Annotated in this window: 3 protein-coding genes (2 of these 3 only partly in view); all 3 read left to right on the forward strand. The window is 71.9% G+C overall.

The features are described 5' to 3' along the window. Tightly spaced (each overlapping or abutting the next), the 3 genes in view from HUX53_RS06965 to HUX53_RS06975 form a layout consistent with a single transcriptional unit that may run on beyond the window. On the forward strand, positions 1–11,149 hold the 3' portion of the coding sequence (locus HUX53_RS06965) for a non-ribosomal peptide synthase/polyketide synthase (protein WP_176402338.1). 7,844 nt of this gene lie to the left of the window's left edge; 11,149 of the gene's 18,993 nt are visible here — the last part of the coding sequence; its start codon lies beyond the left edge, outside the window; it ends in the stop codon at positions 11,147–11,149. Next, on the forward strand, positions 11,150–12,988 hold the full coding sequence (locus HUX53_RS06970) for a condensation domain-containing protein (RefSeq protein ID WP_176402339.1): 1,839 nt from the start codon (positions 11,150–11,152) through the stop codon (positions 12,986–12,988). It begins immediately after the preceding gene. Then, positions 12,961–13,054, forward strand: partial view of a non-ribosomal peptide synthetase gene (locus tag HUX53_RS06975; protein ID WP_176402340.1) — the 5' portion only. 21,014 nt of this gene lie beyond the right edge of the window; only the first 94 of its 21,108 coding nucleotides appear in the window; its start codon is at positions 12,961–12,963; its stop codon lies off the right edge, out of view. The genes HUX53_RS06970 and HUX53_RS06975 overlap by 28 nt, the downstream gene beginning before the upstream one ends.

Below are 13,054 nucleotides of genomic sequence, written 5' to 3' on the forward strand. Positions count from 1 at the left end.
GATGGTCGCGGCGATCCTGGCCGTCTGGAAGGCGGGGGCCGCGTATGTGCCGCTCGATCCTGCGCTTCCGGACGAGCGGTTGCGCTTCATGCTGGCCGACAGCGGTGCCCGGCTGGTGGTGGGACACGCCGGGCTGTCCGAGGCCCAGGTCGTGACGCAGGACGACCCGCGGTTGGCGGAGATGCCCGGTGGCGGATTGTACGCGCGGGTGACACCCGCCCAGACCGCATATGTGATCTACACGTCGGGTTCAACGGGACGTCCCAAGGGTGTCGCGGCCACGCACGGCGGACTGGTGAACCTGACCGTCGGCCTGGGCCCGGCGCTGGGCGTGGGGCCCGGCGTGCGGGTATTGCAGTTCGCCTCCTTCAGCTTCGACGCGTCGGTGCTGGACGTCGCGGTGACCTTGGCGGCCGGCGCCACCCTGGTGGTCGCCTCGGCGGAGGAACGCGCCGACACCTCGCTGCTGGTGAGGCTGATCGAAGAGACGGGCATCGGCGCGGCGAGCGTGGTCCCGTCACTGCTGGAGGTGCTGGACCCCGCCGACCTCGCCGGAGTGTCCCGGATCGTGGTGGGCGCGGAACCCGTCAGCCGGGCGCTGGTCCAGGCGTGGGCGCCGGATCGGCATCTGGTCACCACCTACGGCCCGACCGAGGCGACGGTCATCGTGACGGCCCGTCACCTGGACGGCTCCGAGACGACCGTGCCGATCGGTAAGCCGACGCCCAACACGCGGATGTTCGTCCTCGACGACCGCCTCCGGCCGGTGCCGCTGGGCGTGGCCGGTGAGCTCTACATCGCCGGTGCCCAGTTGGCCCGCGGTTACGTCCGCCGCCCCGGCCTGACCGCCGAAAGGTTCGTGGCGTGCCCGTTCGGGGGTGCCGGTGAGCGCATGTATCGGACGGGTGACCTGTCGCGCTGGACGCCCGAGGGGGATCTGGTCTTCGCGGGCCGCGCCGATGATCAGGTGAAGATCCGCGGGTTCCGGGTGGAGCCTGGCGAGGTGCAGGCGGTGCTGGCCGCCGACCCGCAGGTGGCGCAGGTGGCGGTGGTCGCGCGTGAGGACGTTCCGGGTGACCGGCGTCTGGTGGCATATGTCGTGCCGGCCGGGGTTGGCCCGGATGTTGAGCGGTTGCGTGAGGTGGCGGCCGAGCGGCTGCCGCAGTACATGGTGCCGTCGGCGTTCGTCGTCCTGGATGCGTTGCCGTTGAACAACAGTGGCAAGCTCGACCGTGCCGCGCTGCCTGCCCCGGACTACGTGGTGGGCGCTGGCCGGGCGCCGTCGAGCGTGCGTGAGGAGGTGGTGTGCGGGGCGTTCGCCGAGGTCCTCGGCCTGGGAACGGTCGGTGTCGAGGACGACTTCTTCCGGCTGGGCGGCCATTCGCTGTTGGCGGTGCGGCTGGTGGAGTTGCTGCGTCGCCGTGGTGTGTCGGTGTCGGTGCGGGCGTTGTTCCAGACGCCCACTCCGGCGGGTCTGGCAGCGGTGGCAGGCAGCCCGGCCGAGTTGGTCCTTCCGCCGAACCGGATTCCGGAGGGCTCCGACCGCATCACTCCGGAGATGTTGCCCCTCGTCGACCTGTCGGAGGCGGAGGTCGAGCGGGTCGTCGCTGCGATCGACGGCGGCGCGGCCAATATCGCGGACGTGTATCCGCTGGCGCCGCTCCAGGAGGGTCTGTTCTTCCACCACCTGATGGCTGAGGGTGGTCAGGACGCCTATGTGGTCTCGCAGGTCCTGCGGTTCGATTCCCGTGACCGGTTGGACGGGTTCTTGGCGGCGTTGCAGCGCATCATCGACCGGCATGACATCTACCGCACCGCGATCGTCTGGGAAGGGTTGAGCGAACCGGTCCAGGTCGTCACACGTCAGGCCGTACTCCCAGTCCAGGAGGTCATGCTCGACCCGGACGTCCCCGACCCGGTGGAGCGGTTGCTGGCCGTGGCGGGGACGCGAATGGACGTTGGACGCGCCCCGCTGATCGACGTTCACCATTGCACTGACCAGAGCGGTTCGCTCGCGCTGCTGCGCATGCATCACCTGGTGCAGGACCACACAACGCGGGACGTCCTCATCGAGGAGCTGGCCGCGATCTTGGCCGGCGACGAGGACTCACTACCAACCCCGCTGCCGTTCCGTGATTTCGTGGCGCAGTCCCGTCTGGGTGTCTCCCGCATCGAGCACGAGGACTACTTCACCGCCCTGCTAGGGGACGTGGAGGAGACCACGGCGCCTTACGGGCTGCTGGAGGTGCGCGGTGACGGCAGCGGGGTGCATCGCGCGCATCTGCCGGTCGATGACGATATCGCCGGTCAGGTGCGGGAGGCGGCGCGGACGCTGGGCGTGAGTGCGGCCACGATCTTCCACCTGGCTTGGGCGCGCGTCTTGGCCACGTTGAGCGGACGCGACGATGTCGTGTTCGGGACGGTGTTGTTCGGCCGGATGAACGCCGGCGCCGGAGCCGACCGCGTCCCGGGCTTGTTCATCAACACCCTCCCGGTCCGTGTCCGTACCGCCCACACCCCCATCGCCCGGGCACTGACCGCAGTCCGCGACCAACTCGCCGAACTCCTCGTCCACGAACACGCACCCCTGACCCTGGCGCAGCAAGCCGCCGGAGTCCCGTCCGGCAGCCCACTGTTCACCTCCATCCTCAACTACCGGCACGCCGGCGTTCAGAGGACGGCGCCGGACCCCGGAACCGGAACCGCGCTGCAGGGCGCCAGGACGATATTCGCCAGGGAGACCACCAGTTACCCGGTCGCCGTCTCGGTGGAGGACCTGGGGAGCGGATTCGGGCTGACCGTCGACGCGGTGAGCGACATCGACGGTTCGGCCGTGTGCCGGATGCTGCACACGTGCCTCGGCAACCTGGTGTCGGCGCTGGAGGACGACCCGGACCTGCGGATGAGCCTGGTCGACGTCCTCGACAAGGCCGAATGGGACCGGCTCATCCAGGGCGTGAACGACACCGCCGCCGACGTGCCGCCGCTGACGCCCGCCGCCATGATCGAGGTTCAGGCCGCCCGGACACCGGACGAGCCCGCCGTGCTGTCCGCCGGATCGGCGCTGTCCTACGCCGAGTTGAACGAGCGGGCGAACCGGCTCGCGCGGCTGCTGGCCGCCCACGGGGTGGGACCCGAACAGCTCGTCGGCCTGGCACTGCCTCGGTCCGGCGACCTGGTCGTGGCCGTCCTCGGCGTCCTCAAGGCGGGCGCCGCCTACATGCCCGTCGACACCGACCAGCCCGCCGACCGCCTCGCGTTCCTGCTCGCGGACGCGGCCCCCGCCCTCCTGATCACCGATGAGGCCCGGCCGTCCCTGACCGGCGTCCCGCACCTCCTCCTCGGGGACCCCTCCACCGCGGATCGCCTCGCCGAACTCCCCGGCCACGACCTCACCGACACCGACCGCACCGGCACCGTCCACGCGGACCACCCGGCCTACCTCATCTACACGTCCGGGTCGACGGGGCGCCCCAAGGGCGTGCTGGTCTCGCAGCGCAGCGCCGCCGCCTACCTGGGGTGGTGCGGCGACGAGTACCCGGGGCTGCGCGGGGTGGCGGCCCTGCACTCGCCGGTGACGTTCGACCTGACGGTGACGTCGCTGCTCGGCCCGCTGACGGTCGGCGGCAGCGTCCGCGTCGTCGGAATGACCGAGGCCGCGGACGTCCGCGACGCGCTCTCCGGCGAACACGCCTGCACGTTCCTGAAGGTCACCCCGAGCCACCTGGCGGCCGTGTCCGACCTCGCCCGGGGCATGTCGGGCGACCTGGTGCTGGGCGGCGAGGCGCTGCCCGCCGGCCTGGTCGAGCGGTGGCGCCACGGCAACCCCGCCGCCACGGTGGTGAACGAGTACGGGCCCACCGAGGCGACGGTCGGGTGCGTGACGCACTCCATCACCCCGGCGTCCGGGATCACCGCCGCGGACGTGAACGGCGCCGGAGTGGCGATCGGACGGCCGGCGCCGAACACCCGGGTGTTCGTGCTGGACGCCGGTCTCGCGCCCGTCCCCACCGGAGTGGCCGGCGAACTATATGTCGCTGGCGCGCAACTGGCACGCGGCTACCTGGGCCGTCCCGCGCTGACTGCCGAACGGTTCGTCGCGTGCCCCTTCAACGGTGCCGGTGAGCGGATGTACCGGACCGGCGACGTGGTGCGGTGGCGCCGGGACGGCGAACTGGAGTACGTGGGCCGGGCCGACGACCAGGTGAAGATCCGCGGGTTCCGCATCGAGCCGGGCGAGATCGAGGCCGTGCTGACCGCCCACCCGCGGATCGCCCAAGCCGCGGTGATCGCCCGCGCCGACGCGCCAGGCGACACGCGCCTCGCCGCCTATATCGTCCCCGGACCGGACGTCCCACCGGACGGCCTCGCCGACGAGGTGCGCGCGTTCGCGGCGGAACGGCTTCCCGGCCACATGGTGCCCCCCGCGATCGTGCCCCTGCTCGCCCTGCCGCTGACGCCCAACGGGAAACTGGACCGCGCCGCGCTGCCCGAACCCGACCGCGTCACCGGCACCGGCCGGGGGCCGCTCACCCCGCAGGACGAGATCTTGTGCCAGCTCTTCGCGGGCGTGCTGGGCCTGCCGTCCGTCGGGATCGACGACGACTTCTTCGCCCTCGGCGGGCATTCGCTGCTCGCGATGCGCCTGGTCAGCCGGGTCCGTACCGTCCTCGGCGCCGAGGTGCCGCTCCGGGCGCTCTTCGAGGCCCCGACGGTGGCGGGGCTGTCGGCGCATCTAGCCGACGCGGACCACGCGCGTGCGGCGCTCGAACCGGGAGCGCGCCCGGACCGGGTGCCGTTGTCGTTCGCGCAGCGTCGGCTGTGGTTCCTGGCCCAGCTCGAAGGGCCGAGCGCGACCTACAACAGCCCGGTCGTGCTGCGGCTGTCCGGCGACCTGAACCTGCGAGCGCTCGAGGACGCGCTGCGGGACGTGCTGGAGCGCCACGAGGTGCTGCGGACGGTCTTCCCGGTCGCCGACGGCGAGCCCTACCAGCGGATCCTCCCGCTGGAGGAGACCGGGTTCGCGCTGCCGGTGACCAAGGTGACCGCCCGTGAACTGCCCGGCGCCGTGGCGGACGCCGCCCGCCACACCTTCGACTTCGCCGTCGAAGTGCCGGTCAGGGCGTGGCTGTTCGAAACGGGTCCGGACGAGCATGTGCTGGCGCTCGTCGTCCACCACATCGCGAGCGACGGCTGGTCGAGCGGCCCGCTCGAACGCGACCTGGCCTCCGCCTACATGGCACGCCGCGACGGCCGGGCACCGGAATGGACGCCGCTGCCGGTGCAGTACGCCGACTACGCGCTCTGGCAGCGTGAGCTACTGGGAGACGACGACGATCCGGGCAGCGTCCTGTCCCGGCAGGTGGCGTACTGGCGCGATGAACTGGCCGGGGCGCCGGAAGAGCTGGCGTTGCCCGCCGACCGTCCTCGCCCCGCCGTGGCCTCGCACCAGGGACACCAGGTGCCGGTCGAACTGCCCGCCGGCGTGCACGCCCGGCTCCGGGAGGTGGCGCGCGCCGAGGGCGTGACGGTGTTCATGGTCCTGCAGGCCGGACTGGCGACGCTGCTGTCGCGGCTCGGCGCGGGCAAGGATGTCCCGATCGGCTCGGCCGTGGCGGGCCGAAACGACGAGGCGCTGGACGACCTGATCGGCTGCTTCGTCAACACCCTGGTGATCCGCGGCGACCTGTCCGGCGACCCCACGTTCACCGAACTGCTGGGCCGCGTCCGGGACACGAGCCTGCGCGCGTTCGCCCACCAGGACGTGCCGTTCGAGCGGCTCGTGGAGGAACTGGCCCCGGCCCGTTCGCTGGGCCGCCAGCCGCTGTTCCAGGTCATCCTGACCATGCAGGACGCCGTGGGAGCCGGCGAAGCCGCCCCGGAGGTGTCCGGCATCCGGGCGAGCACGTCCTCGATGGGCAGGGCCGGAGCCAAGTTCGACCTGTCGGTGCTCGTGGGGGAGAGGTTCGACGCCGAAGGCGCACCCGCCGGCATCGGCGGCATGATCACCGGCGCGGTCGACCTGTTCGAACGCGCATCGGTCGAGCGGATGGCCGCTTCGTTCGTGCGGGTGCTGCGCGCTCTGGTGGACGACCCGTCGCTGCGGGTGAACGCGGTGGATGTCCTGGGCGAGGCCGAGCGCCGCAGGGTGCTGGTGGAGTGGAACGACACTGCGGCCGAGGTGCCGGGGGCGCTGGTTCCGGAGATGTTCGCTGCGCAGGCTGTTCGTACGCCCGATGCGGTGGCGGTGGTCGCCGGTGGTGAGCGGCTGTCGTTTGCGGAGTTGGACGCGCGGGCGAATCGGCTGGCGCATTTTCTGCGGGCTCAGGGTGTGGCCGCGGAGTCGGTGGTGGGCGTGTGCCTGCCGCGTGGCGCCGAGATGATCAGCGCGATCGTGGGTGTGTGGAAGGCTGGCGCGGCTTACGTGCCGATCGATCCGGCGCAGCCTGCCGATCGGGTGGCGTTCGTGCTGTCCGACAGCGGCGCGGTCCTGACCCTCACGAGCGAGGAGGTTCTGGAGGACCTTCCTGCGGGCCGTCATCGGCTGGTCGCGCTGGACGACGAGCTGATGGCGATGCAACTGGACATGCAGGCCGAGACCGCGCCCGAGGTGGAGATAGCTCCAGGCCAGGCGGCGTATGTGATGTTCACGTCGGGTTCGACGGGTCGTCCGAAGGGTGTTGCGGTAACGCATGCCGGCTTGGCGAACTATGTGGCGAGTGTTCCGGGTCGGGTGGGGTTCGGCTCGGATGGTGGGCGGTTCGCGGTGTTGCAGGCGCAGGTGACCGACCTGGGCAACACCGTGGTGTTCGCCAGCCTGACGTCCGGTGGTGAACTGCATGTCCTGGACGAGGACACCGTGACCGATGCGGTGGCCGTTCGCGCTTATCTGGCCGAGCACCAGATCGATTACCTCAAGGCTGTGCCCTCGCACATCGCCGCGCTGGGCGGTGTGGTGCCGAGCCGAGCACTGGTGCTCGGCGGCGAGGCGGCCTCTCCGGAGCTGGTGACTGACCTGCTGGCTGCGGGCGAGCAGGATGTCTTCAATCACTACGGCCCGACCGAGGCCACGATCGGCGTCGCGACCACACGCCTGACCCGCGAGCTGGTGGAGTCGGGGAGCGTGCCGATCGGTGCGCCCGTGGCCAATACCCGCCTGTATGTGCTGGACGATCACCTGCAGCCCGTGCCGGTCGGAGTTGCTGGTGAGCTGTACATTGCCGGTGACCAGTTGGCACGCGGCTATGTGGGTCGACCAGGTCTGACCGCTGAGCGGTTCGTGGCCTGCCCCTTCGGCGGCGCGAGCGAGCGGATGTACCGCACCGGAGACCTGGCGCGCTGGACCCCGGACGGAAACCTGGTGTTCGCCGGCCGCGCCGACCAGCAGGTCAAGATCCGCGGATTCCGGGTGGAGCCGGGCGAGGTTGAGGCGGTGCTGACCGCGCATCCGCAGGTTGAGCAGGCCGCTGTGGTCGCCCGTGAGGAAACCCTGGTGGCGTACATCGTCGCTGCGTCCGAGGTCGATCCGGCCGCCATCCGGGAGTTCGCCGCCGGGAGGTTGCCGGACTACATGGTGCCTTCGGCCGTCGTCGTGATGGAGGCGCTGCCGCTGGCGTCCAACGGCAAGCTCGACCGCAAGGTCCTGCCCGCACCCGACTACACCTCCGCATCGACCGGTAGCGGGCGTGCTCCGGCGACCGTCCAGGAAGAGATCCTCTGCCAGTCCTTCGCCGAAGTCCTCAACCTGGAAACCGTGGGCGTCGAGGACGACTTCTTCATGCTCGGCGGCCACTCCCTCCTAGCAGTCCGACTCGTGGAACTGCTGCGCCAACGCGGCGTCTCAGTCTCGGTCCGGGCGCTGTTCGAGAAGCCGACTCCGGCGGGGCTGGCGACGGAATCGGGCCGGGCCGGGGTGGAGGTCCCGCCGAACCGGATTCCCGAAGGCGCCGATCACATCACGCCGGAGATGCTCACGCTGGTCGACCTGTCGTCCGAGCAGGTCGAGCGGGTCGTCGCCGCGACCGAGGGCGGCGCGGCGAACATCGCGGACGTGTATCCGCTGGCGCCGCTCCAGGAGGGCATCTTCTTCCATCACCTGCTGCAGGCGGACGGCGGCGTGGACGTGTACGCCTCGCCGAGAGTCCTCCGGTTCGATTCGCGGGAGCGCCTGGACGCGTTCCTCACCGCCCTGCAACGGGTGATCGACCGCCACGACATCTACCGCACGGCGATCGTGTGGGACGGGCTGCCCGAGCCCGTCCAGGTCGTGGCGCGCCGCGCGACGCTGCCGGTCGAGGAGGTCACACTCGACGCGATCGGCGGCGGCGCTCCGGGGATGGACGTGGGGCGAGCCCCGCTGATCGACGTCCACACCGCCCCGGAGCCGGGCACCGGCGAGTGGCAGGCGCTGCTTCGCATCCATCACCTCGTGCTGGACGACACGACACACGACGTCCTGCTGAACGAGCTGGACGCGATCCTGTCCGGCCGGGAGGACACCCTGCCGGAGCCGCTGCCGTTCCGCGATTTCGTGGCGGAGGCGCGCCTCGGTGTGACGCGCGAGGAGCACGAGCGCTACTTCGCCGACCTCCTCGGTGACGTGGACGAGACCACAGCCCCCTACGGGCTCCTCGACGTCCACGGCGACGGAACCGGTGTCGAGCGGGCGCAGCTGCCGGTGGACGACGAGATCGGGGATCGGGTGCGCGAGGTCGCGCGTTCGCTGGGCGTCAGTGCCGCCACGGTCTTCCACCTGGCGTGGGCGCGTGTCCTCGCGACCCTGAGCGGACGCGACGACGTCGTGTTCGGCACGGTCCTGTTCGGCCGCATGAACGCCGGCGCGGGAGCCGACCGCGTGCCAGGCCTGTTCATCAACACGCTGCCCGTCCGCGTGCGGGTCGGACCGCGCGGTGTGCGCGACGCGCTGAAGGATCTGAGCGGCCGGCTGGCCGAGCTGCTCGTCCATGAGCACGCGCCGCTCGCCTTGGCGCAGCAGGCCGCCGGCGTCCATGGCGGCAGCCCGCTGTTCACCTCGCTCCTCAACTACCGGCACCGCCGCCGTTCCCACGCTGCCCCTGACGGGGACGGCGGAGCCGGGCTCAAGGGCATCAGCACGGTGATGACCCGGAGCCAGGGGAGCACGAACTATCCGGTGGCCGTCGCCGTGGACGACGTGGAGACGGGCTTCGCGCTGACCGTCCACGCGGTCGGCCCGGCCGACGCGATGGCGGTCTGCAGGCTCTTGCACACCTGCCTCGGCGACCTCGTCACCGCGTTGGAGCAGGACCCGGACGGCCCGCTGTCCGAGATCGAGCTCTTCGACAAGGCCGAACGCGATCGGCTGGTGCAGAGCCGGAACGACACCGCACTGGACGTGCCGCAGGAGTCCGCGCCACGGATGTTCGAGGCGCAGGCCGCACGCACACCCGATGCGGTCGCGCTGGCATACGCCGGCGAACTCGTCACCTACGCCGAGCTGGACGCGCGGGCTGACCTGCTGGCACGGCACCTCCTCGACCTCGGGGTGGGCGCCGAATCGGTCGTGGGCGTCCGCCTGCCGCGCGGCATCGACATGATCACGACGGTGCTCGCCGTGTGGAAGGCGGGCGCGGCGTATCTGCCGCTCGACCCCGCCTATCCGGCCGGCCGGCTGGACTACATGCTCGCCGACAGCGGCGCGCGACTGGTGATCGTACGCGGCGGCACGGCACCGGAGACGTCCGCGATTCCGCTGCTGAACCTGGACGACCTCCAAGCGGCCCCCACGCCGGACCGGTCACCGCGGATCGATGTATCCCCGACGCAACTGGCCTACGTCATCTACACGTCGGGTTCCACCGGACGGCCGAAGGGCGTGGCGGTGTCGCATGCCGGGCTGGCGAGCCTGGTGGCCGCCCAGGCGGAACGGTTCGCCCTCGACGGAGGCAGCCGGATGCTGCAGTTCGCGTCGATGAGCTTCGACGCGTCCGTGACCGAGGTGCTGGTGACGCTGGCGTCCGGGGCGCGGCTGGTCCTGGCCGACTCCTCGGAACTGCTGCCGGGCGCGGGACTGGCCGAGGTCGTGGCACGGCACGGCGTGACGCACGCGAAGCTGCCGCCCGCCGTGCTGGCGATGCTCGAACCACCGGACCTGGCACCGGTGACATCACTGATGTCGGCGGGGGAGGCGCTGAGCGCCGAGCAGGTGGCGCGCTGGGCGCCCGGCCGCCGTTTCGTGAATGTATACGGCCCGACCGAGACGACGGTGTGCGCCGCGATGTCGGCCCCACTGAATCCAGGGGACGAGCCGGACATCGGTGGCCCGATCGCCAACACGCGGGTGTTCGTCCTGGATGAGCGGCTGCGCCCGGTGCCCGATGGCGTGACCGGTGAGCTTTACGTGGCGGGCCCCGGCTTGGCGCGCGGCTACCTCGGCCGGCCGGGCCTGACCGCCGAACGGTTCGTGGCGTGCCCGTTCGCAGCCGGCGGCGCGGGTGAGCGCATGTATCGCACCGGAGACCTGGCCCGCTGGACGGCGGACGGCCGTCTCGTCTACGCGGGCCGTACCGACGATCAGGTGAAGATCCGCGGTTTCCGGATCGAGCCGGGCGAAGTGCAGGCCGTCCTGGCCGCCCACCCGCTGGTCGCCCAAGCAGCGGTCATCGTCCGCGAGGACGTCCCAGGCGACCACCGCCTCGTCGCCTACATCGTCCCGGACGGCGAGACGCTCCCGCCCGGCCTCCGCGAGTTCACCGCGCAGCGGCTGCCGCACTACATGGTGCCCGCAGCCGTGATCGTCCTGGCCGCGCTCCCGCTCACCGCGAACGGCAAGCTCGACCGCGCCGTGCTCCCCGCACCGGATGGCGCCGCACCGGGGAGCGGCCGACCGCCGTCCGGGCGCAGGGAGGAGGTCCTGTGCCGGGCCTTCGCCGAGCTGCTCGGCCGACCGGGCGTCGGCGCCGACGACGACTTCTTCGAACTCGGCGGGCATTCGCTGCTCGCCGTCCGGCTCGCCGGCGAGGTCCGGGCGGAGCTGGGCGCGGAGCTGCCCGTCCGCGCGGTCTTCACCACCCCCACACCGGCCGGGCTCGCCGCCTGGCTCGCAGAACACGGTAGTGCCCGAAAGCCCAGGCCCGCGCTGCGGTCCATGCGCAGGCAGGAGGAGTCCTAGATGATCCCGCTCTCGTTCGCCCAGCGCCGGCTGTGGTTCATGGCGCAGCTGGAGGGCCCGAGCACCACCTACAACAATCCCGTCGTCCTGCGGCTCACGGGGGCGCTGGACCGGGAGGCGCTCGCGGCGGCGTTCCGGGACGTCCTCGAACGGCATGAGGTCCTGCGCACGGTCTTCCCCGAGCACGGCGGCGAACCGTACCAGCGGGTCCTGCCCGCCGACGGGACGGGCTTCGAGCTGACCGTCGCCGACGTCGCGCCAGAGGAGCGGCGGGCGGCCGTGGCGCGGGTGTTGCGGCACACGTTCGACCTGTCCGCCGGGATCCCGGTGAAGGCGTGGCTGTTCGCGGAGGGCCGCGACGAGCACGTCCTCGTCGTCCTGGTGCATCACATCGCTTGGGACGGCTGGTCCGCCGGCCCGCTGGCGCGCGACCTTTCGGCGGCCTACGGGGCGCGCTGCGCGGGCCGGGCACCGGAGTGGGAGCCGCTGCCCGTCCAGTACGCCGACTACACGCTGTGGCAGCGGGAACTGCTCGGCGACGAGGACGACCCCGACGGCGTGCTCGCGCAACAGCTTGAGTACTGGCGCACGGCGCTGGCGGGGGTACCGGAGGAACTGGGGCTGCCGTTCGACCGGCCGCGTCCGGCGGCGCCGTCCTATCGCGGGCACCAGGTCGAGTTGGACGTCCCCGCCGATGTCCACGCGAGGCTCGCCGGGGTCGCCCGCGAGCGGCGCATGAGCCTGTTCATGGTGCTGCAGGCCGCGTTCGCGGTGACACTGTCGCGGCTGGGCGCGGGCACCGACGTCCCGATCGGCTCGGCGGTCGCCGGACGCACTGACCGGGACCTGCGCGGCCTCGTCGGGCTGTTCGTGAACACGCTGGTGATCCGCGGCGACCTGTCCGGCGACCCGACGTTCGCGGACGTGCTGGACCGGGTCCGGGAGGCGAACCTCGACGCGTTCGAGCACCAGGACCTCCCGTTCGAACGGCTCGTGGAGGAAGTAGCCCCGGTCCGTTCGCTGGCCCGGCACCCGCTCTTCCAGGTGATGCTGACGCTGCAGAACACCGGGCAGGCCGAGCTGACGCTGGACGGGCTGACCGTGTCCGGCGCGTCCGGCGGGGAACCCACGGCGAAGTTCGACCTGGACGTCAGCGCCGCCGAGGTCTTCGACCCCGCGGGTGCCCCGGCGGGCCTGCGCGGCGCGCTGACGGCCGCCGCCGACCTGTTCGACGCGCCGACCGCCGCCCGGATCGCGGACACCTGGACGCGGGTGCTGGCGCAGGTGGCCGACACCCCGCACGCGCGCGTGCGCGACCTGGAGATCCTCGACCCGGCCGAACGGCACCGGCTGCTGGCCGAGTGGAACGACACCGCGCTGGACGTGCCGCGCGAGCCGGTCGTGCGGCGGTTCGAGGCGCTGGCCGCCCGGACACCCGACGCGGTGGCGCTGATCGCCGGCGACGATGAGGTGACCTACGGGGAACTGGAAGCGCGCGCGAACCGCCTCGCCGGCCTCCTGCGCGCCGAGGGCGCCGCCGCCGAGTCCGTCGTCGGCCTGTGCCTGCCGCGCGGCGCCGAGATGGTCGCCGCGATCGTCGCCGTGTGGAAGACCGGGGCGGCGTACGTGCCGCTGGACCAGGCGCACCCGGCCGAACGCCTGGAGTACATGCTCGCCGACAGCGGCGCCCGGATCGTGGTCGGCCGCGGCGACGCGGCGTTCGCGCTGGCCGGAGTGCGGGTGCTCGATCTGGGAGACCCGCAGGTCATGGAGCGGCTGGCCGCGCTGCCGGCGACGCGCTGGGGGCGGCCGTGCGGCCCGACCAGGGCGCCTACGTGATCTACACGTCCGGTTCGACGGGACGCCCGAAGGGGGTGACGTCCACGCACGGCGGCCTGGTCAACC

The sequence above is a fragment of the Actinomadura sp. BRA 177 genome (genome assembly GCF_013372625.1).
Classification (GTDB): Bacteria; Actinomycetota; Actinomycetes; order Streptosporangiales; family Streptosporangiaceae; genus Spirillospora.

Coding starts and splice junctions, on each gene's coding strand:
- HUX53_RS06970 (WP_176402339.1), top strand. CDS start 11,150: ATGATCCCGCTCTCGTTCGCCCAGCGCCGGCTGTGGTTCATGGCGCAG.